This is a genomic window from Ruegeria sp. E5 (assembly GCF_056534105.1).
Genome location: NZ_JBQFPA010000002.1, coordinates 33,784 through 53,594, shown reverse-complemented (window position 1 = coordinate 53,594; position 19,811 = coordinate 33,784). Strand labels below are relative to the sequence as shown.

The following is a 19,811-nucleotide window of genomic DNA, read 5'->3' as shown; positions in this document are numbered from 1 at the left end:
GAATGCGTGGGTATGCGGCTAAAATCCACTCTATTCTATTTACTGGACCAGTATGTTGTTGGGTGAAGTTTGTTTGGGGGGAGATTATGTCGCAACTGGTGGTTTATGCGTTGCAGGTTGGCGGAGGCACCTTGGCCTTGTCATCGATGCCCGGGCGCGGAGGCACTTATACCGAAGACCTCGATCTTATAGCAGACTGGAAGCCGGGACTTGTGATCTCGATGACGACTGAGGTCGAGATGATTCAGGATGGTGCGCGGAATTTTGGCGCTGATATTCAGGGGCGTGCCAGCAGATGGGTGCATTTGCCGATCGAAGATTTTGGCACGCCACCCAAAGAGATTTTGGACCGCTGGCCCCGCGTTGGCGCGACCGCACGTCAGGCGTTGTCAGGTGGTGGCCGTGTGCTAGTGCATTGCCGTGGTGGCTGTGGCCGATCCGGGATGGTGGTTCTGCGTCTGATGGTTGAATGCGGTGAACGGCCTGAGGCGGCATTGAAGCGATTGCGTACGGTGCGTCCTTGCGCAGTCGAGACAAATGCCCAGATGCTTTGGGCCGTTGAACCGGCCCGTGTTCAAGCCGTTTGACGGCTTAGACACCAACATGTGGCGAGATTTCGCCACCGTTGTGCTGCACCAGAAGCGAAGCCTCAAGCATGGCGCAAGGAGGATTCCTTAGCAGGTCTGCGGGTAGGCTGCGGTACTCGGTTCCGAACATCATGTCTGCGTAGTCATCCAGCCGGCCGGTATCGATTTCAGGATCGGTTCCGCAGAATACACGTATCTGGTCGCATTGGGCGCGAAAGCGGGCGGTGCATCCTTCCGGGCAGTGCGACAGATCTATGGTGCCTTCAATCTCAAACTCAGTTTTCGTGACCGGTTTTGTGGCGGACATGGTCTGCGTCAGAGCCCGCGCCATCTGTGCCAATGCGGGGCAGGGTGCGCCAGTACGTTGGCACACGGTCGCCGCGAATTCGTGTGTTTTGGTCTTCCAGATCATCAATGCGCCCTCCGCGCGCAAGGCGCGGGCGTGGCACAGGTTGGTCGTTGCGGAGCACGATCAAACCCGTCCCGGACACCCCGCCCGAGTTTCGGTTCTACATCCGATGGCAGGTCTCCTGACTTGCGGGTCATCGCTTTGCCGACCTTCCCAGCCTTCAAGGCCAGTGGTATCTCGGCATTGCTCTCCGCTTACAGTTGCGGGGGCAGTCTCGGACTAGGTTCTTTCCGGATTTATCCGGGCAGAACCGCACCGTGTTCCCTTTTCATCCCGGCCCGATTGGGCGCGAGAACCATCGCGACATGGCTAGCGGCTGCGCCGTGCCCGAGTCAAGAAGATTGCGTCAGGCAAGTGACGTATGGTCCAGTCACGTCAACCTTGACTTGAGGCGCTTCGGGTGAACTGATCAGTTCAGTCGGTATTGGAGGGCACCATGTTGGACACGCAGCAGGCGGTTGTGACCGAGGATTTTCAAATCCCGTCCGGCCCGGCAATGTTGTCGGCGCGGCTTTACCGTCCGGTTGCCGACCCCGAAAAGGTGGTCGTCATAAACGGTGCGACTGGGGTGCCGAGGGATTACTATCAGTACTTCGCCCGATGGCTCGCCGAAGAACAGGGCATGGCCTGCCTGACTTACGATTACCGGGATTTTGGTCACTCTTTGGTGGGTTCGCAAAAGCGGTCAAATGTCACCATGGCCGATTGGGCGTTGATCGACATTCCATCCGCCCGGGCCGAGATGCGCCGACGGTTTCCGCAGGCCAAGCTATGGAGCATCGGTCATTCCTTGGGCGGAATGTTTGGCCCGATCCAACCCGATATCGATCAGATCGACAGGATGATCTGTGTCTGTTCGGGTCTGGTAACGCTGGCGGATCACCCTTGGCCTTATCGCGCTTTGGCGGCGTTGTTCTGGTATGGTCACGCGCCGCTGGTGGTCAAGGCGCTTGGCTACCTGCCCGGGCGGTTGGTCGGGTTTGGATCGGACCTGCCTGCCCAAGTCTATTGGCAATGGCGCAAATGGTGCACCGCCCCCAAAAGCTATGTGCCAGAGATCGGCACGACACTGCCCGCCGCCCGCTGGAAAGACTTGGGCAAACGTGTCGATCTGTTTACCTTCGCAGATGATGAAATGGTGCCGCCGGATGCTGTCTGGCGTCTTGCCGATCTCTATGGACCCAAAGCCGGGCGCCATCTGCTTGCACCAAGCGAATTCGGAGTGTCCAAGATCGGCCATATCGGTGCATTCGCAAGACGGAATGCGGCAGTCTGGCCTAGACTGATCGCCTGATAGCGCTGGGCACCGGTAGGTCGGTGCCCAGCTTCGTTATAGCCCTTTACGGGATTTTTTCTCGTGCATCACGCTGCGCACCATCTTGCCGAACGCCTTGTCGCGGGCGCGGGCCTGCGCCACCGAAGCGGAATTGTGTTGGTCTTCGCGCCGCAGCTTGCGCCAGCGGTCCAGCCGCGCGGGATCAAGCGTACCAGCGTCGATTGCCGCCTGCACCGCACATTCGGGCTCGGTCTCGTGCTGACAATCCGAGAAGCGGCAATCCAGGCTGAGGTCTGAGATGTCCGAAAATACCTCATCCAACCCCTCCTGCGCATCCAGCAGACGCAACGCGCGCATGCCGGGCGTATCGATCAGCCAGCCGCCATTGCGCATGCGATGCAAGGCGCGTGCAGTTGTTGTGTGCCTGCCGCGCGCATCATCTTCACGGATACCTGCGGTGGCCTGATCCTGCCCCGTCATCCCGTTGGCGAGCGTCGTTTTCCCAACGCCGGATGATCCAAGCAAGGCGCTGGTTTGTCCTTTCGGACACCACGACAGAACTTGTTCGAGATCGCCGTGATCCAGCGCGTTGACCGCAAGTATCGTCAGAAACGGGGCGAGCGATTGGGCCTGATCTACATAAAGGCTCGGATCATCGCACATGTCCGACTTGGTCAGAACGACCACCGGATAGCAGCCTGCCTGATGCGCCAGCGCAAGATACCGCTCCAATCGTGGCAGATTGAAATCGGCGTTGCAGGAACTGACGATGAACAGCACATCAACATTTGCAGCGATCAGCTGCGCCGCTGCCCCTGTACCTGCGGCCCGGCGCTGCAGCAGGCTGCGCCGGTCCAGCACGCGGCGTATGCGTTTGTTTTCATCCGCCAGAACCCAATCCCCAACGGCATATGCGCCGGTTGATTGATCCAGAGATAACAAAGGCGATTCACCTTCAGGGCTCAGCCCGATCAGTCGATCCCGGTGTACGGCCGAGATGCGATACGGAAGAAGTGACGGATCAGCCGTATGCTGAGCCGCGAAATGAGAGGACCATCCGAGGTCCGAAAAGGAAAGTAACATTGGTCTGCCTGTGATCAGAAACAGCAATCCCGTCGAATGGCAATCGCGCATCCGCCGGCGACGTGTTCAGGCAATCAGTTGATCGGAAAGGATCAGAACCGGTCTGCCCGAAGGGTTTTTGTTACAATCATAAACGCCCTCCTGCGGCTGATAGGTTCTAAGTGAGAGGTTGGACATCGACCCAAGCGGGGCTCGTTGTGGCTGCTTCCTTCCGGACCTGACCAGGTTGGCGAGGCGCTCGCCCGCGCCAACCTCTCAAAGCCGATATAGGTGCATCCCCTGAAAATGGCAACCCGTCAGAAGGTCAGATGAATACGCATGAAACCATCCGCATCGTCGGGCAGAATGCGTGGATGATACTCAGCAAGTTCTGCAACATGGTGTAGCGCGCGCGGCCCCGTTGTCAGGATCGCGCCCTGCCTTTGGTTTGGTACAAAAGAAAAGGGGCGCGGTGCATGCGCGAGTGGGTCGGCGGGCAATGTGCCCGCGACGTATTTGCATAGAATATCCTGTATGCTGATCTGAGGCAGGTCAATCATACGGGCTTGTCGCGCAATTGGAAAATGACCACCGCCATTGGCGCGGTAGTTATTGGTGGCGACAAGGAAACTCTGGTCAGGCGCAATCGGCTGCCCATCGAATTCCAGGTTGCGTATGCGGGAAAATGCCGGATCAATCACTCGACCGAGCGTATCGAACCGCGCCGGTTGCGAAAGATCGATCTGGTAGGTGACGCCATGCAGGACATCGAAGTTGAAGCCCGTGCGCTGAGGATCGGCAAGATCGATCGGGGCGTCTGAGCCAAGTTGATGGAACAGCCCGGCTGACATCTCAAGCCAGTCCCGAATCTGAGAACCTGAGGCCAGCACCGCGCGCAATTCATTAGGAAAGACACTGAGATCGGCGAAATGTCGAACTGAAATCTCGCCTGAGGGGATATCCGTGTAGTACTTGCTTCCTGCGCGCCCGCCGAACTTTGCCGGGGCGGCTGACGATATGATAGGCAAATCTGCCCAGTCGGTATCGACCAAATGCGGGCGTAGGGCAGCGGCCTGAGCCGCCGCAACCAAGGCCAGACCGCGATCCGGTACGCAATATGTGAAGTAGCTGTGCAGCGTGTGTGGGATTGTGCCCACTGGCCTGGTCACCCTTTTGCGCGTCGCAGCGTGGCCGGTCGCAAACAGCTTTGTGATCCTTTGGCATTCGGGTATTTCTGTGCCTGATTGAGCGATTGCCCGCGCTTCGACATGGCTGCCTGTAATGCGCCAATCGCCGGTGGTATCTTTTTGCAGTGTTAGATCAATGATCCCAAGATGAGACCCGGCCCAACCCTGCATGACAACCGGCGTTCCATGGACAAGCCCCCGCGTACTGTCGACGAATGGATAACCATCATGCGCCTTTCCGGGCAGTGTCAGATGGGTGTGGCCTGCGACGACGGCATCAATCAGCGGCATCTCGGCCAGCGGGATGATCGCGTTTTCCATATCCGGCTCGGCCATTGCCGATCCCAGTCCGGTATGCGCAAGGGCGACAATCAGGTCGCAACCTTGCACGCTGAGATCTTCAGCAGCGCGCCGCGCAGCGGCCAGAATGTCTGTTACCACGACCCGGTCCGTTAGCAGATGTGCTTCCCACTGTGCGGTTTGAGAGGGCAAAACAGAAAGAACCCCGATGCGGATTGCGGTGTCCTGTCCATTTAGTCTGACAACCCGATGCAGAATCGTGTGTACATCCCAACCTTGTTCGGTCTGAGTGGTTTGCATATTGCTGCAAATCATTGGGCAGGCGGTTTGGCGAGCGATGCGATTGACGAGTTCCAGCCCAAATCCGAAATCGTGATTACCCAATCCGATCGCGTCATAGTTCAACGTGTTGAACGCGCGTGGCAGGGGATGGGCGTCTGGCACGTTTTCAGCTGCCCAGTTGCCAAATGGCGTTCCCTGCAGGCTATCACCATTGTCAAACAACAGCACAAGGGCGTCGTCGCGTTCAGCCTGTCTGCGCGCCTCGTGAATCAGGCTGGCGGTACGGGTCAAACCAATCGCAGGTTCGGGGCGATCCGAATAGTAATCATATGACGTCAGGTGCATGTGTAGATCGGATGTAGCAAGGATTCGCATCCGTGCGCTATCATCCGCATCTCTTCGTTGTCGCATTAAATGATTTGATTTCAATATTTTAAACTTCTAGCTGTCAGTGTGCCAACGCTTTCACCATGAGGTCGATTTAATGCAATTTCCGGGGCGATGCCGCGGTTATTCCGCGGCAGGGTCGAAAAATGTTTGGTCGATACCCGTTGCACGATCAGGTAAGACGTGGCAGCCCTTTGCGCGGCAGTCAGGAACGGCAGGCATGAAACGCGCAGAACAGGTGACATTTGGCGGCTCGGCACTGGATCGGGCGGGTTTGCTGCGCGGCGACGCGGACAAACTGGCACAGGTTTATCGTGACCCTTTGGCAACATGTGTGTTGCTGTGGCGCGGCAAGCTGTTGGTTGAGGGTGAGGCACTGGACCGGCTCGTCCGGCTTCCGATGACACACACGATTCTCGAACAGGGCCCGGGCGGTGTGATCGAGCAACCGATTTTCCTTGGAAAATCCGAGGATGGATCGCCGCTTTTTGCCATGGACATCTCGGGCTGGGCGGCTGAAGGGCTGGATTTATCCGGTGTCGGAGATTTTGTCGACCGCAGCGAACAGCAGCACCCTGATCTGCCCGAGGGGTGTGTCTTTGCCGAGCTGCGCCGCATCATGACACGCCTCAACCCACGAGACGCAGAGATTGCGGCAACCGCCAAGGCGGTGATCGGCTGGCACGAAACGCATCAATTCTGTGCCCGTTGTGGTGCCCGCAGCGAGATGTCTCAGGGTGGATGGCAGCGCAGTTGCCCGGCCTGCGGTGGCCAGCATTTCCCGCGCACCGATCCTGTGGTCATCATGTTGATTACCCATGGCAATTCGGTGCTGATGGGGCGCTCTCCGGGCTGGCCTGAAGGCATGTATTCGCTTTTGGCTGGTTTTGTTGAGCCCGGTGAAACGCTGGAAGCCGCTGTGCGGCGCGAAGTGATGGAAGAGGCGGGCGTGCCCGTGGGTGCGGTGAGCTATCTCGCAAGCCAACCCTGGCCCTTTCCCGCATCCCTGATGTTTGGATGCGCAGGCGAGGCGTTATCGCGCGATATCCAGATCGATCCGGTCGAGATCGAGGATGCGATCTGGGTCACACGGACCGAGATGATGCAGGCCTTCGCTGGGGATCACCCTAAGCTGTTGCCTGCCCGAAAAGGTGCGATTGCGCACTTTTTGTTGCAACACTGGCTTGCAGACACGTTGGACTGACGAGAAACTGAACCCAATCTAGGGCAGAGAAAAGCAAACATGCAGTTTTCAGCGCAGGAAGATATCGATGTCCCGATCGAGACGGTCTTCAACATGGTCTCGGATTTTGAACGCTTTGAACGCAAAGCCTTGCGGCGCGGGGTCGATGTGCGTCGGGTCACGGGGTCGGTTGTGCCGCAGGCCGGAATAACCTGGGAGACCGAATTCAAGATACGTGGCAAGCCACGTCATATCATTATCGAGATGACTGAATGCGACCGCCCGTCCTTGATGCGGTTCCAGTCCAGCAGCAAGGGAATGAACGGCGACACGGTGATCGAGCTTTTGGCGCTTTCCCAACGTCGGACACGGCTGCGCGTTGAAACATCGCTGGGTGCGAAAACGCTGCCCGCCCGCCTATTGCTTCAATCCCTGAAGTTAGGGCAATCCCGATTCAGGCGGCAGTTCCAGACTCGTCTCAGCGAATTCGCGCGCGATATGGAGGAACGACACCTCCATGGTGTCTGACAACCGAGAAGTAGATGAACACTTTAACGAGACCGATCATACGCGACGCTGTCGAAGCCGATGCGGATGGCTTGTCCGGTGTGCTAACAGCGCTTGTAGCGGCCGGAAAGCGGACCAAGCCCGCCGACAACGCCTTTGCACTGACGCATTACATCTGCGACCCTGAGCGGATTCAGTGTAGCCTTGCCGTTGCGCCGGACGGACAGATACTGGGTTTCCAGTCGTTGAAGCTTGCCACCCGAAACAACCCGTATGGCGTTGCGGTCGGGTGGGGCATCATTGGGACGCATATCAAACCGTCCGCTGCGCGATGTGGTATCGGTCGGGCGTTGTTCAAATGTTCTCTTCAAGCCGCTAGGCAGCAGGGATTGCCCGCTATCGATGCTACGATCGGGGCCAATAATTTCGACGGCCTTGGCTATTATGAGGCGATGGGATTCAGAGAGTACCGGCAGATGGATGGCGCGATATGCAAGGTCTTTCGCATGGGGACCGGAGTGACCAACCCGTAATCCGCCGCACTTTCAGGATGTCGCACCCAAGGACTCAAGATATCGTTCTAAGCTGCAAGCGTAGCTGCCCCGCCTATCCAGGCCGTTCCTTTGAAGGGGCGAGCAGATTGCCTGCACTATCCACGAGGTTGCGCCGCCGGATAAACGCCGAGGACTTCTACGTTGGTGGTAAAATGCTCAAGCTCATCCATCGCCAGTTGCACATTTCGATCGCCTGGATGACCCACGATATCGGCATAGAACTGGGTCGCGGTGAAGGACCCGTCGACCATATAGCTTTCCAGCTTGGTCATGTTGATTCCGTTGGTTGCAAATCCGCCCATCGCTTTGTATAGCGCTGCCGGGATGTTACGCACCTGAAAGACAAAACTTGTGATCATGCCGTTATCACCACGGCGCGATTCGTCGGCCTCACGAGACATCACCAGAAAACGGGTCGTGTTGTCGCCCTGATCTTCAATGTGACGGGCCAAAACGTTGAGGCCGTAAATCTCACCTGCCAGCTCACTGGCTAACGCTGCGGAGTGTTTGTCGCCGATCTCGGCGACCTCGCGTGCGGCACGAGCATTATCCGGGCTGACCCTGCCACGAATTCCGTGTTGCTTCAGGAAACCTGCGCATTGTGGTAGCAAGACGAGGTGGGAATGCGCCTCAGTGATATCCTCCAGAGTCGCGCCCGGTACGCCCAACAGGTTGATGTGCACGCGCACAAATGCTTCGTCGATGATGTGCAGCCCGCTATCCGGAAGCAGGCGGTGAATATCGGCCACACGACCATAGGTGGTATTTTCCACCGGTAGCATGGCCAGATCAGCCTCACCTGAGCGCACTGATTCGATCACATCTTCGAAAGTGCGGCAGGGCAGGGCGTCCATATCCGGTCGCGCGTTCCGGCAGGCTTCGTGACTGTATGCGCCGGGTTCTCCCTGAAATGCTATGCGATTGGTCATTTGGTCGTTTCCGTGCAACAAGTTCTTGAATTGGGCGTTTAGTCGCGGTGTCTATACCTTGCGTCTTCTCAGGGGAAGCCTTAGACACCCCGCAGACAGCTGAAATGGACACGCGATCAAAATGTTCGACACGATGACAGTTACCAAAGCCGCAGCCGGCTTGTTTGGCACCTTCCTGGTGTTGCTTCTGGCAAAATGGGGGGCGGATGTCCTCTATAGCTCTGACAGCCATCTTGCCGAAGCTGCTTACATTATCGAAACCGAAAGCTCGGGCGAAAGCGCGGACGGCGAAGAAGTAGTCTTTGAAGATATGTTGGCTGCAGCCGATCCGGAAAAAGGCGCGCGCGTATTCCGCAAGTGCACCGCTTGCCACAAACTGGAAGACGGCGCCAATGGTACAGGTCCTTACCTTTACGGTGTCGTAGATCGCCCGGTTGCCTCAGCTAAAGGCTTTACCGGTTATTCGGCCTCGATGCAGGCGCATGGTGGCAACTGGACACCCGAAGCCCTGGACGCGTTCCTGGAACGCCCAAGCGCCTATATCTCGGGCACTTCGATGAGCTTTGCTGGCCTGAAAAAACCACAAGAACGCGCCGATCTGATTGCGTATCTGCAGACCATCGGCAACTGATCTGTTGATCAGATTTGCAGGATTTAAAGCCGCTGCCTTGCGCAGCGGCTTTATTTTTTGTCTGAGAAGAACTTCACAAAGCGTTCACGCATTCTAAACTTGCAACTGACAGTGCTGGACCTTTAGCTGGCGGGCACGACAATGAAGATGACAGAAATTCAGAGGACGAGCCTGATGAAACCCCTTCTGCCCCAGATGCGCTTTACCGGAATTCACGCTTGGGCTGCGGCTTTGGGGATTTCGGCGACACTGGTTCTGGGCAGCAGCGATCCTGCCCGTGCCAATGAAGAGGGCGTCACGCGCAGCCACGGGTATTCCTATTTCGGAAATCTGGATTATCCGGCCGACTATCCGTACTTGAACTACGTCAACCCAGACGCACCAAAGGGCGGAGAGCTGTCTTTGGCGGGCTCAGGTACGTTTGATTCCCTGAACCCTTATTCGCGCAAGGGGCGGGCAGGCGCTTTGACCACGCTTCAATATGACCCGCTGATCGAAAGTACCGCGGACAGTGTCGGGCAGTATTATGGGGTTGTTGCGGAAAGTATGGAATATGACGAAGGGCGCAATTATGTGATCTTCAATCTGCGCCCCGAAGCTATGTTCTGGGATGGCACCCCGGTGACTGCCGAAGACGTCGTCTATAGTCATCGTTTGTTCATTGAGCAGGGTTTGCCGTCTTATGCGCAAGCCGTCGGGCGCATGGTTACAGGGGCTGAAGCTCTGGATGACCACACTGTAAAATTTACTTTTAGTCCGGATGTCACCCGGCGCGGGTTGATCGAAACCGTCGGGTCGACCCCGGTATTTTCAAAAGCCTGGTTCGAGGCCGATGAAAGCCGTCGTCTGGACGAACCGCGGCTGGAGGTCGCCGTTGGTTCAGGTCCTTACAAACTGGACAGCTATGACATCAACCGCCGTATTGTCTACAAGCGTCGCGACGATTATTGGGGCAAGGATCTGCCGATCAACATAGGCCGCAACAATTACGACACTATCCGGATCGAGTATTTCGCGGATCAAACCGCCGCCTTCGAAGGGTTCAAGGCGGGCGAATACACGATGCGTATCGAAAGTGACCCCAAGCTCTGGGCCTCTAGTTACGATTTCCCGAAACTCAGCGAAGGGTTTGTCGTGCAGGACGAGATCGTGGATGGTAGCCCGCCGACGCCGTCGGGTTTCGTTTTCAATCTGGGCAAGCCTCAATTTGCCGACAAGAATGTGCGTAAAGCGCTGGCGCTGGCGTTCAATTTCGAATGGGCAAATGAATCGCTGATGTTCGGTCTGAACGCACCGCGCAGTTCATTCGTGCAGGGGACACATCTTGAAGCGACAGGCGTGCCGGAGGGTGCCGAACTGGCGTTTCTGGAAACGCTGGGTGACGTGGTTCCGGCCGAGGTGTTCAGCGAGCCTGCGCTTGTCGTCCACGAATCCAATCCAGCTCGGTTGAACGACCGTCGCAATTTGCGGCAAGCCTCGAAACTGCTGGACGAGGCTGGTTGGCCCGTCGGCGACGGCAATCTGCGCCGCAATGCCGATGGGCAGACGCTGAAGGTCAATATTCCGTATGCGTCGAGCATTCCAACCTCGACCGCCACCATGATCGAGACCTATGTGCAGAACCTGCAGTCGATCGGTGTGGATGCTTCGGCCGAGAAGGTAGATCCTTCTCAATTCACCCTGCGGCGGCGTGAGCGTGATTATGATATGGTATATTCGAACCGCTACGGCTCGTTCCTGTCGACCGGCGGGGGTCTCAGTCAGATGTACGGATCGGAAGAAGCCGCGTTTAGCTTGTTCAACCCTGCCGGTCTTGCCAGCCCACTTGTTGACGCTGTGATCGAAGCGTCATTCGACACGACAAATCAGGCGGAACAGGATGCTGCGCTGATGGCGTTGGATCGTGTCTTGCGTTATGAGTTCTTCGTCATTCCCGATGGGTATGTGGCGGATTACTGGACGGCTTATTACGACATGTACGAATACCCTGAAAACCTGCCTCCATTCTCGCTTGGGTATCTCGATCTGTGGTGGATCAACCCCGAGAAAGAGGCTGACCTGAAAGCCAAAGGCGCGCTGCGATAACATGGGCGCCTATATCCTAAGACGCCTGTTGCTGGTCATTCCGACCCTTCTGGGCATCATGATCGTCAACTTCACGCTGGTGCAGTTCGTGCCCGGTGGTCCCATTGAACAGATCATCGCGCAGATCGAAGGGCAGGGCGACGTCTTTGCTGGGTTCGCTGGTGGTGGCGATGCCGGAGCCGGGGCCGAGCCCGCAGGTGGTGCCTTTGATGACAAATACGTCGGTGCGCGTGGCCTTCCGCCCGAATTCATCGCTGAACTGGAAAAAGAGTTTGGCTTCGACAAACCGCCACTGGAACGCTTTCTAGGCATGATGGGCAACTACCTGACGCTGGATTTTGGCGAGAGCTATTTCCGCTCGATCAGTGTGATTGATCTGGTGCTGGAAAAGATGCCGGTGTCTATTTCGCTGGGTCTGTGGTCGACGCTGATCGCCTATCTGGTCTCGATCCCGCTAGGTATCCGCAAGGCGATCAAGGACGGGTCGAGCTTTGATACTTGGACCAGCGGTGCGATCATCGTGGCCTATGCTATCCCCGGTTTCCTGTTTGCCATTCTGCTGCTGGTGTTGTTCGCCGGTGGCTCTTACTGGCAGATTTTCCCGCTACGGGGTTTGACCTCGGACAATTGGGACAGCCTCAGCCTGTTTGGAAAGATTACTGACTATTTCTGGCACATCGCTTTGCCGATAATCGCGCTGACCATCTCGGCCTTTGCGACGCTGACGCTGCTGACCAAGAACTCGTTTCTGGATGAGATCAAGAAGCAGTACGTGATGACCGCTCGCGCCAAGGGTTTGAGTGAAAGCAAGGTGCTGTATGGTCATGTCTTCCGCAACGCGATGCTGATCGTGATTGCAGGTTTCCCTGCTGTATTCATTGGTGTGTTCTTCGGTGGATCGATCATCATCGAAACCATTTTCTCGCTCGATGGTCTTGGGCGTCTGGGCTTTGAGGCGGCAGTGGCGCGCGACTATCCGGTGATTTTTGGTACGCTTTTCATATTTGGCCTGATGGGGCTGGTCGTCGGCATTATCAGCGATCTGATGTATGTGCTCGTTGACCCGCGTATCGATTTCGAAAAGCGGGAGGGGTAAATGGCACTCTCCCCTCTCAATCAGCGCCGTTGGCGCAATTTCCGGCGCAATGGCAGGGCGTTCTGGTCGCTGATCATCTTCTCGGTGTTGTTCGGCCTATCGCTGTTTGCCGAGTTCATCGCCAACGACAAACCGATCCTGGTAAAGTACCGGGGTGAAATCTACACGCCTGTCTTCAACTTTTACGCTGAAACGGAATTCGGAGGCGATTTCCAGACCGAGGCGATCTATCGCGACCCCGAGGTCATGTGCCTGATCGATAGCGGCGGATTGGATCAGTGCTTCGACGACCCCGAAGGTATCATCGACGAAATCAAGGCGGGCACGTTCGAAGCGGATGGGTTTGAGCGAGGCTGGGCCATCTGGCCTCCAATCCCGTATTCCTTCAACACCAGCGTGGACCGCCCGGGCGCTGCACCGCTGCCGCCTAATGGTCAGAATCTGCTCGGCACTGACGACACCAAGCGAGATGTGCTAGCTCGTGTCATCTATGGCTTCCGCCTGTCGATCCTGTTCACTTTACTCGTCACCGGCGTGGCCAGTCTGATCGGCATTTTTGCTGGGGCCATTCAGGGGTTCTTTGGCGGTTGGCTGGATCTGATCTTCCAACGTATTATCGAGATCTGGTCGGCGACACCCTCGCTTTATGTCATTATCATCATGTTCGCGATTCTTGGGCGAAGTTTCTGGCTCTTGGTGATTCTGATGATCCTGTTCAGTTGGACCGGACTGGTGGGCGTCGTGCGCGCTGAATTCCTGCGGGCACGAAATTTGGAGTATGTCCGTGCCGCGCGGGCGCTGGGCGTGGGTAACATGACGATCATGTTTCGCCACATGCTGCCTAATGCGATGGTCGCCACGCTGACCTTCATGCCGTTCATCGTGACTGGAACCATCGGTGGGCTGGCTTCGCTGGACTTCCTTGGCTTCGGTTTGCCGTCTTCAGCCCCGTCGCTTGGAGAGTTGACTTTGCAGGCGAAACAGAACCTTCAGGCACCGTGGCTGGCCTTCACTGCCTTCTTCACCTTTGCCATCATGCTGTCGCTGTTGGTCTTCATTTTTGAAGGCGTCCGCGATGCGTTTGATCCCAGAAAGACCTTCTCATGAGCCTTTTGGATGTGAACAACCTCAAGGTCTCGTTCCGGCAGGACGGGCAGGTGAGTGCGGCAGTCAAAGGCGTGTCCTTTACCGTCGACCGGGGTGAAACGGTGGCTTTGGTGGGCGAATCCGGTTCGGGCAAATCCGTGACGGCGTTGAGCACTGTGTCGCTGCTGGGTGATAGCGCAATTGTCGAAGGCTCAGTCACCTATGGCGGTCAAGAGATGATTGGCGCGTCCGAAGACAGGTTGATGGACGTGCGCGGCAACGACATTAGTTTCATCTTTCAGGAGCCGATGACCTCGCTCAATCCATTGCACACGATCCAGAAACAGATGGCGGAATCGCTGGCTCTGCATCAGGGCGTTGCCGGCGATGAGGCACGGGAACGGATTGTAGAACTGCTGACCAAGGTCGGCATCCGAGATCCCGAGGAACGGCTGGACAGCTATCCGCACCAGTTGTCCGGCGGACAGCGGCAACGCGTGATGATCGCGATGGCGTTGGCGAACAAGCCGGACATTTTGATCGCGGATGAGCCGACAACGGCGCTGGACGTCACCATCCAGGCGCAGATTCTGGAGTTGCTGGCCGAACTGCAAAAGTCCGAGAACATGGGGATGTTGTTCATCACCCATGACCTTGGCATCGTCCGCCGCATCGCCGACCGGGTTTGCGTGATGAAGGATGGTGAAATTGTCGAAGCCGGAGTGACAACGGAGATTTTCGACAACCCGCAACACCCCTATACTCGCAAGCTTCTGGAGGCCGAGCCGTCCGGGCACCCCGACCCGGTGGCCCCGGATGCCGAAGAGGTAGCCCGCACCGATCACCTGAAAGTCTGGTTCCCGATCCAGCGCGGTTTCCTGAAACGGACCGTAGGCTATGTGAAGGCCGTCAACGACGCGACCCTCAGCGTCCGTGCCGGGGAAACGCTTGGGATCGTGGGGGAGAGCGGCTCGGGCAAGACGACGCTGGCGCTGGCGATCATGCGTCTGATCGCGTCCGAGGGCGGGATCACTTTCCGCGACCAGAATGTGCGCCGCTGGTCAACGCGCGAGTTGCGGCGATTGCGCAAGGACATGCAGATCGTATTTCAGGATCCGTTCGGCAGCCTCAGCCCGCGGATGACCTGCATGCAGATCATCGCCGAGGGGCTGGCCATCCATAAGGTCGATCCTCATCGCGCCCTGCGCGATCTGGTGGCCGAAGTGATGAACGAGGTCGGATTGGACCCCTCTGCGATGGACCGCTATCCGCATGAGTTTTCCGGCGGGCAACGCCAGCGGATCGCCATCGCCCGCGCCATGGTGTTGCGGCCCAAGCTGCTGGTTCTGGACGAGCCTACAAGTGCGCTGGACATGACCGTGCAGGTGCAGATCGTTGACCTGCTGCGTGACCTGCAAAGGAAATACGGGCTGGCCTATCTGTTCATCAGTCACGATCTGAAGGTCGTGCGCGCGATGTCCCACAACGTGATCGTCATGCGAAACGGCGATGTCGTCGAGATGGGCGCTGCCGAAGATTTGTTCGAACACGCTCAGACCGACTATACCCGCGAGCTGATTGCGGCGGCGGGCTGACACGCACACCGCGCCTTTGATGTCAGGCTATTTCCTTGTTTTTGGCTGACGCGGGAACGGGGCCGCGCAGCTCTTCATAGTGATCGAATTGTAGTTTGACCCAACCGGTCCCGCGGGTAGCACTGGCAAGTGTGCGGTGCAGTTCATCCTCGGCCACGGCGGGGAGTGTCGCATTGAAGATTTCCCAGCCTGAGGCGTTGGGGTTGCCTTCAAACCCAAGAACCTGCCCCTGCAGCGAGCTGATCGTCGGGACAAGATCGCCGACGAAGGTTGAGGGCAGATGGATTTCGGCGTTCAGGATAGGTTGCAGGACGACGGGCTTCGCCTCTGGCAACGCTTCGCGCACGGCATTCTTGCCTGCAGTGCGGAAAGCATAATCCGAACTGTCCACGTTATGGTGTTTGCCGTCGCTGAGTGTCACCTTGACGTCCACAACTGGGAAGCCTTCAGGCCCTTCGATCAATGCGTCTTTGGCCCCGTGTTCAACCGAAGGAATGTAATTCCGGGGTACGGCCCCGCCTTTCACCACTTCCTCGAACTGGAACCCCGAGCCGCGCGGCAGCGGAGCGATGGATATGACCACATCGGCAAACTGCCCCGCACCGCCGGATTGCTTGCGGTGGCGATGGCGATGATCGACCTTTGTGCGAATGGTTTCGCGATAGGCGGTTCCGGCGGCCTCGGCCTCGATCTCGATGCCAAAATCCTCGGCGAGTTTGGCGGTCACGCGCCGCATATGCTGCGGACCTTGTGAGCCCAGAATGGAATGACCGCTCAGCTCGTCTTGCTCCAGATGCAGGCCGGGGTCGATCTCAACCAGCCGGGTCAACGCATTCGACAGGCGCACGTCGTCTCGCTCATGCGCAGGCGATACGACCTGACGATGCGCGGCAGGATGGGATGAGGCCCATTCCGGCAACGGCGATGCCGCCGCGCTGTCATAGATGAAGCCAGGATTAAGGTGGTCGGATTTGACAGCAAGGCCAATATGTCCGGCTTCAAGCACGCTGATCTGGGTCTTGGCGTCCAAGGTTGTCAGGTTTCCAACAGTTTCGCCGCCAAGGGATTCATGTGCTTTCACGCCGTCGCCCAGACCGCGCAAAACGGTGATCTTGCCGATATGCTTCTTCACATCCGCAAAGCCGGCAATGGCACGGGCGTTTTCTTCGGCCTCATCCCGGTCAGCTGCAATGTTGAATTCCGGTGCTTCATGACGCAGCGCTTTCATCAAACGGGTCAGACCGTTGCCATGGCTCGCGGCACCGAGGCAGGCCGGGATAAGCTGATGGTTCTGCAAGACCTGTGCGGCCAGCTCGTAGACCTCGTCGCTTGGGGGCTGTTTGTCCTCAATCAGTTGCTCCAGCAGATTGTCATCGAAATCCGATAGGGTCTCCAACAACTCGGTGCGTGCTTCCTGTTCGCGGTCTTCCGCTGATTGCGGTAGCTCGATCAGGGCCGAGGGCTGCCCCTCCTGATACTTCCAGGCGCGCTCCGAGATCAGATCGACTGCGCCGATAATGGTGTCTCCGTCCCGGATCGGCACCTGCCGCAGAGCGATGTGGTGGGTGCAATAGGTCTGCAGCGCAGCAACGATGTCGCGGATGCGGCCATTGGGGCTGTCCATGCGGTTGATGAACAAGAAGCAGGGAATGCCCGCCTCTTCGACCAACCTTAGATACGGGGCACACAGAACGGCGGCATCCGGATCGGGTGGGACAACCACAACTGCTGCGTCCGAGATCGCCATGGCCGGGCCGACATAGGCTAGCGCATCGCCGCCTCCGTCCACGTCCACCGCGCACCACGGTTCGTTTAAATAAGAAAAACCGTGCAGATGCACGGTTCCGGCAACATCGAATGTGGTGGGCCGCCCGTCGAGGCGGCTGATCGCTTCGACCAAGGTGGATTTGCCCGATTGGCTGGGGCCGAGGACGGTGAAAACGCGCATGAGTGCTGTCCCTCTTTCAGGTTGCAGTATGGCTGCACGAAAAGGGCTGTCGAACGCATGCGCGTCGGCAAGAACTGTCTGCGTTTGCCTGCCTCAGGCTGTGAAGAGGTGGATCTCTCCACCCCTTGAGTGTGGAGAAAACCGAAGGCATGCGTCAAGCCCCCGTGCCGGTTTGTAAGGGAAGGTCGCGAAAAACGACCTGCCGAAGAGTGTTCAGATCGCGGAACTATGCCCAGCCTTACTCAGATCATACGTGTCAAAGCTGCGCGCGATCATGCGGGTCAGCGCACGTGCTTCGGGCGGTATGAACAATCCGTTTTCATCCACGCGTAGCAACCCGTCGAAGGCCGCGTTTGCTGTTGCGTACATTTGCTGCAGTTCCGCAGTTGAAATGTCATAATCGCGCAGAATCTCGGCCGAGTTGATTTGGAAATCGCACATCAATGCTTCGATCAGACGCGACCGTAGAACATCCTGACCTTTGAACAAATGCCCGCGCGACGTCGAGAACCGCCCTTCGCGAATGGCCTTCGTGTGAGCCGAGGTTGCCGGTGCGTTCTGCGCATATCCTTGCGGGAAGCGTGAGATCGAGCTGGCACCCAAGCCAATCAGGATTGGGGCCTGATCGTCCGTGTAGCCTTGGAAATTCCGTTTCAATCGTCCAGCGCGCAGCGCATGGGTCAGCCCATCGTCCTGCGTCGCGAAGTGGTCAATCCCGATCTCGGCATAATTGTCCCATAGGAACAGTCGCCGGGCGGTTTCAAAAAGTTCCAGTCGCTGTTCCGGTGTGGGCAGGGCATCTGATGGAATCAACTGCTGGCGCTTGGCCATCCACGGCACATGCGCGTAGCCATAGAGTGCGACCCGGTCAGGGTTCAGCGACAACAGCTTTTGCACACTTTCGGTCATGCGCGCCTTGGTCTGGTGGGGCAGGCCATAAAGGATGTCCGCATTCAGGCTGGATATACCACGCGCTCGGATCATCTCGGCTGCTTCGCGGGTGGTGTCATAGCTTTGAATGCGACCGATGGTTTTCTGGATTTCGTCGTCAAAATCCTGAACACCGATCGATGCGCGGTTCATCCCGGCTTCGGCCAGTGCATCCAGCCGGGCTTCGTCGATCTCATTCGGATCGATCTCGACGGAAAACTCGGCGTCTGGGCCTAAAGGCACAATCTCAAGGATTCGCGCGGCCAGATCCCGCATCAGGTCTGCATTCAACAGCGTCGGCGTGCCGCCGCCCCAGTGCAGCCGCGACAATGTAACACCCTCTGGCAGGCGTGCCGCCAGCAAATCCAGCTCGGCCTTTAGCACGTCGACATAGGCGATGACCGGGTTATCCGTCTGGGTGCCTTGTGTCCGGCAGGCGCAAAACCAGCACAGACGACGGCAGAAGGGTACGTGGATGTAAAGCGAGATTGAACTGCCCGGAGCAATCCCGGAAATCCAGTCGCTAAACAGATCAGCCCCGACGTCATTGCTGAAGTGGGGTGCGGTGGGATAGCTTGTGTAACGCGGTACTTTCGCGTCAAAAAGTCCAAGCCGTGCCAGTTGAGGTTTCAGTGTCATAAAGATATGACTATAGCTGGAGGGCCCAGGGTACTTTGACCGAAATCAAATGGAAGCGCGAATGACACTCAAGGCCCAATTCGACCACACCAATTGCGCAGAATGCCCGATCCGGCATCGTGCGGTGTGCGCGCATTGCGAAAAGGACGAGCTGGAAGAGCTTGAGAACATCAAGTACTACCGCAGCTTTGAGGCGGGGCAGACGATCATCTGGTCCGGCGATCCGATGAATTTTGTCGGCTCGGTCGTGTCGGGAATCGCGTCTTTGACACAGACGATGGAGGATGGGCGCAGGCAAATGGTCGGCCTGCTGCTGCCCAGCGATTTCGTGGGTCGCCCTGGACGAGACAACGCGCCATACGACGTGGTGGCGACCACCGATCTGATGATGTGTTGTTTCCGCAAAAAGCCGTTCGAGGACATGATGATCACGACGCCGCACATCTCGCAGCGCCTGCTGGAAATGACGTTGGACGAATTGGATGCGGCCCGTGAGTGGATGCTGGTGCTTGGGCGCAAGACGGCGCGGGAAAAGATTGCCAGCCTGCTTTCGATCATCGCGCGCCGGGACGCATCGATTCATCAAGCCGGAATGGTAGCTCCGATTGTCTTTGACCTGCCACTGACGCGCGAGGCGATGGCCGACTATCTTGGGCTGACCCTGGAAACTGTCAGCCGGCAGATTTCCGCCTTGAAGAAAGATCAGGTCATTACTCTGGAAGGTAAACGCCATGTAACAATCCCCGATATGGGGCGCCTAATGGAAGAGGCGGGCGACGATACCGATGGCGGATTTCTGGTCTGATGCCTCAGCCCGCCGCCCTCGAACAATTGGGAGTCCCTTATGGAATTTAGCGGTTTACTCGCCATGCTGTTCATCGGCGCGATTGCTGGCTGGCTTTCGGGAAAAATCATGGAAGGGCGTGGGTTCGGCCTGATCGGGAATGTTATAGTCGGGATTGTCGGTGCGTTTCTGGCGGGCACGATCTTTCCCGCCCTGGGCTTTGCGGTTGGCGGAGGGCTCATCTCTTCGATCTTCTTTGCCACTATCGGCGCGGTGATCCTGCTGTTCCTGATCGGCCTGAGCCGCAAGACATAAAGCCGCACCAGAGACGGACGGCTTTTGCGTTTGTTGGCG

At 57.6% G+C, this 19,811-nt stretch carries 18 protein-coding genes, 1 other RNA gene and 1 riboswitch; of the genes, 12 read left to right on the top strand and 7 right to left on the bottom strand.

Translation table 11 applies throughout. The annotated features are described in order from the left end of the window. The first annotated feature begins 86 nt into the window (after nt 1–86). Nucleotides 87–587 carry a phosphatase domain-containing protein gene (locus ACR0BI_RS08410; RefSeq protein ID WP_170398687.1) on the top strand — a complete coding sequence of 167 codons (501 nt, stop codon included), beginning with the start codon at nt 87–89 and terminating at the stop codon, nt 585–587. A 4-nt stretch (nt 588–591) separates the two neighbouring features. Here the strand turns inward: ACR0BI_RS08410 and ACR0BI_RS08405 are convergent, their stop codons facing one another. Then, entirely contained in the window at nt 592–999 is a 408-nt protein-coding gene (locus ACR0BI_RS08405) for a hypothetical protein (protein ID WP_170562413.1), read from the bottom strand. Nucleotides 1,000–1,090: 91 nt separating this feature from the next. Then, nucleotides 1,091–1,311, bottom strand: a riboswitch (cobalamin riboswitch). Between the two features lie 121 nt (nt 1,312–1,432). Here ACR0BI_RS08405 and ACR0BI_RS08400 point away from each other — a divergent pair. Then, a complete protein-coding gene (locus ACR0BI_RS08400; protein WP_480563111.1) occupies nt 1,433–2,290 on the top strand; it encodes an alpha/beta hydrolase family protein in 858 nt (285 codons plus the stop codon). Nucleotides 2,291–2,326: 36 nt separating this feature from the next. Here the strand turns inward: ACR0BI_RS08400 and rsgA are convergent, their stop codons facing one another. The 3 genes from rsgA to ACR0BI_RS08385 all read right to left on the bottom strand — a co-directional run bounded on the left by rsgA (nt 2,327) and on the right by ACR0BI_RS08385 (nt 5,514). Further along, nucleotides 2,327–3,355 (bottom strand): ribosome small subunit-dependent GTPase A, encoded by a 1,029-nt coding sequence (gene rsgA, locus ACR0BI_RS08395; RefSeq protein ID WP_170636355.1) that lies wholly within the window; start codon nt 3,353–3,355, stop codon nt 2,327–2,329. A gap of 159 nt (nt 3,356–3,514) precedes the next feature. Then, an RNA gene (ffs, locus tag ACR0BI_RS08390) (signal recognition particle sRNA small type) lies at nt 3,515–3,613 on the bottom strand. 38 nt (nt 3,614–3,651) lie between these two features. Beyond that, nucleotides 3,652–5,514, bottom strand: coding sequence for a bifunctional 2',3'-cyclic-nucleotide 2'-phosphodiesterase/3'-nucleotidase (locus tag ACR0BI_RS08385; RefSeq protein ID WP_480563110.1), 1,863 nt, complete (start codon nt 5,512–5,514; stop codon nt 3,652–3,654). A 196-nt stretch (nt 5,515–5,710) separates the two neighbouring features. Here ACR0BI_RS08385 and nudC point away from each other — a divergent pair, with 196 nt between their 5' ends. Genes nudC through ACR0BI_RS08370 form a run of 3 tightly spaced genes read left to right on the top strand, consistent with a single transcriptional unit; the run spans nt 5,711 to nt 7,713 of the window. Next, on the top strand, nt 5,711–6,694 hold the full coding sequence (nudC, locus tag ACR0BI_RS08380; RefSeq protein ID WP_170625812.1) for an NAD(+) diphosphatase: 984 nt from the start codon (nt 5,711–5,713) through the stop codon (nt 6,692–6,694). 39 nt (nt 6,695–6,733) lie between these two features. Further along, nucleotides 6,734–7,201, top strand: coding sequence for an SRPBCC family protein (locus ACR0BI_RS08375; RefSeq protein WP_170406543.1), 468 nt, complete (start codon nt 6,734–6,736; stop codon nt 7,199–7,201). A gap of 14 nt (nt 7,202–7,215) precedes the next feature. Next, complete coding sequence (locus ACR0BI_RS08370; RefSeq protein WP_480563108.1) at nt 7,216–7,713, top strand: N-acetyltransferase family protein; 498 nt, start codon at nt 7,216–7,218, stop codon at nt 7,711–7,713. 116 nt (nt 7,714–7,829) lie between these two features. On the opposite strand, the gene ACR0BI_RS08365 is transcribed toward ACR0BI_RS08370, so the two are convergent. Continuing rightward, complete coding sequence (locus tag ACR0BI_RS08365; protein ID WP_480563107.1) at nt 7,830–8,663, bottom strand: prephenate dehydratase; 834 nt, start codon at nt 8,661–8,663, stop codon at nt 7,830–7,832. A gap of 121 nt (nt 8,664–8,784) precedes the next feature. Between ACR0BI_RS08365 and ACR0BI_RS08360 the strand changes: the two genes are divergently transcribed. The 5 genes from ACR0BI_RS08360 to ACR0BI_RS08340 all read left to right on the top strand — a co-directional run bounded on the left by ACR0BI_RS08360 (nt 8,785) and on the right by ACR0BI_RS08340 (nt 15,156). After that, nucleotides 8,785–9,294, top strand: coding sequence for a c-type cytochrome (locus ACR0BI_RS08360; RefSeq protein WP_170398660.1), 510 nt, complete (start codon nt 8,785–8,787; stop codon nt 9,292–9,294). 174 nt (nt 9,295–9,468) lie between these two features. Beyond that, nucleotides 9,469–11,379 carry an extracellular solute-binding protein gene (locus ACR0BI_RS08355; RefSeq protein ID WP_170398657.1) on the top strand — a complete coding sequence of 637 codons (1,911 nt, stop codon included), beginning with the start codon at nt 9,469–9,471 and terminating at the stop codon, nt 11,377–11,379. A 1-nt stretch (nt 11,380) separates the two neighbouring features. Continuing rightward, entirely contained in the window at nt 11,381–12,475 is a 1,095-nt protein-coding gene (locus ACR0BI_RS08350) for a microcin C ABC transporter permease YejB (protein WP_170398655.1), read from the top strand. Then, nucleotides 12,476–13,582 carry an ABC transporter permease gene (locus tag ACR0BI_RS08345; protein ID WP_170398652.1) on the top strand — a complete coding sequence of 369 codons (1,107 nt, stop codon included), beginning with the start codon at nt 12,476–12,478 and terminating at the stop codon, nt 13,580–13,582. Then, nucleotides 13,579–15,156, top strand: a complete 1,578-nt coding sequence (locus tag ACR0BI_RS08340; RefSeq protein WP_480563106.1) for an ABC transporter ATP-binding protein — start codon at nt 13,579–13,581, stop codon at nt 15,154–15,156. Before ACR0BI_RS08345 ends, ACR0BI_RS08340 begins: the two co-directional genes overlap by 4 nt. Before the next feature lie 22 nt (nt 15,157–15,178). On the opposite strand, the gene ACR0BI_RS08335 is transcribed toward ACR0BI_RS08340, so the two are convergent. Both ACR0BI_RS08335 and hemN read right to left on the bottom strand, forming a co-directional pair. After that, nucleotides 15,179–17,104, bottom strand: coding sequence for an elongation factor G (locus ACR0BI_RS08335; protein ID WP_480563105.1), 1,926 nt, complete (start codon nt 17,102–17,104; stop codon nt 15,179–15,181). A 213-nt stretch (nt 17,105–17,317) separates the two neighbouring features. Continuing rightward, on the bottom strand, nt 17,318–18,673 hold the full coding sequence (hemN, locus tag ACR0BI_RS08330; RefSeq protein WP_170398643.1) for an oxygen-independent coproporphyrinogen III oxidase: 1,356 nt from the start codon (nt 18,671–18,673) through the stop codon (nt 17,318–17,320). A gap of 61 nt (nt 18,674–18,734) precedes the next feature. Between hemN and fnrL the strand changes: the two genes are divergently transcribed. Both fnrL and ACR0BI_RS08320 read left to right on the top strand, forming a co-directional pair. Continuing rightward, the gene (gene fnrL / locus ACR0BI_RS08325) at nt 18,735–19,478 is read left to right on the top strand and encodes a transcriptional regulator FnrL (RefSeq protein WP_170406526.1); all 744 of its coding nucleotides are present in this window, start codon (nt 18,735–18,737) and stop codon (nt 19,476–19,478) included. A 39-nt stretch (nt 19,479–19,517) separates the two neighbouring features. Further along, entirely contained in the window at nt 19,518–19,772 is a 255-nt protein-coding gene (locus ACR0BI_RS08320) for a GlsB/YeaQ/YmgE family stress response membrane protein (RefSeq protein WP_480563104.1), read from the top strand. The last annotated feature ends 39 nt before the right edge of the window (nt 19,773–19,811 follow it).

Coding starts and splice junctions, on each gene's coding strand:
- ACR0BI_RS08370 (WP_480563108.1), top strand. CDS start 7,216: ATGAACACTTTAACGAGACCGATCATACGCGACGCTGTCGAAGCCGAT.
- ACR0BI_RS08360 (WP_170398660.1), top strand. CDS start 8,785: ATGTTCGACACGATGACAGTTACCAAAGCCGCAGCCGGCTTGTTTGGC.
- ACR0BI_RS08410 (WP_170398687.1), top strand. CDS start 87: ATGTCGCAACTGGTGGTTTATGCGTTGCAGGTTGGCGGAGGCACCTTG.
- ACR0BI_RS08350 (WP_170398655.1), top strand. CDS start 11,381: ATGGGCGCCTATATCCTAAGACGCCTGTTGCTGGTCATTCCGACCCTT.
- ACR0BI_RS08365 (WP_480563107.1), bottom strand. CDS start 8,663: ATGACCAATCGCATAGCATTTCAGGGAGAACCCGGCGCATACAGTCAC.
- nudC (WP_170625812.1), top strand. CDS start 5,711: ATGAAACGCGCAGAACAGGTGACATTTGGCGGCTCGGCACTGGATCGG.
- ACR0BI_RS08340 (WP_480563106.1), top strand. CDS start 13,579: ATGAGCCTTTTGGATGTGAACAACCTCAAGGTCTCGTTCCGGCAGGAC.
- rsgA (WP_170636355.1), bottom strand. CDS start 3,355: ATGTTACTTTCCTTTTCGGACCTCGGATGGTCCTCTCATTTCGCGGCT.
- hemN (WP_170398643.1), bottom strand. CDS start 18,673: ATGACACTGAAACCTCAACTGGCACGGCTTGGACTTTTTGACGCGAAA.
- ACR0BI_RS08320 (WP_480563104.1), top strand. CDS start 19,518: ATGGAATTTAGCGGTTTACTCGCCATGCTGTTCATCGGCGCGATTGCT.
- ACR0BI_RS08385 (WP_480563110.1), bottom strand. CDS start 5,514: ATGCGACAACGAAGAGATGCGGATGATAGCGCACGGATGCGAATCCTT.
- ACR0BI_RS08335 (WP_480563105.1), bottom strand. CDS start 17,104: ATGCGCGTTTTCACCGTCCTCGGCCCCAGCCAATCGGGCAAATCCACC.
- ACR0BI_RS08355 (WP_170398657.1), top strand. CDS start 9,469: ATGAAACCCCTTCTGCCCCAGATGCGCTTTACCGGAATTCACGCTTGG.
- ACR0BI_RS08345 (WP_170398652.1), top strand. CDS start 12,476: ATGGCACTCTCCCCTCTCAATCAGCGCCGTTGGCGCAATTTCCGGCGC.
- ACR0BI_RS08405 (WP_170562413.1), bottom strand. CDS start 999: ATGATCTGGAAGACCAAAACACACGAATTCGCGGCGACCGTGTGCCAA.
- fnrL (WP_170406526.1), top strand. CDS start 18,735: ATGACACTCAAGGCCCAATTCGACCACACCAATTGCGCAGAATGCCCG.
- ACR0BI_RS08375 (WP_170406543.1), top strand. CDS start 6,734: ATGCAGTTTTCAGCGCAGGAAGATATCGATGTCCCGATCGAGACGGTC.
- ACR0BI_RS08400 (WP_480563111.1), top strand. CDS start 1,433: ATGTTGGACACGCAGCAGGCGGTTGTGACCGAGGATTTTCAAATCCCG.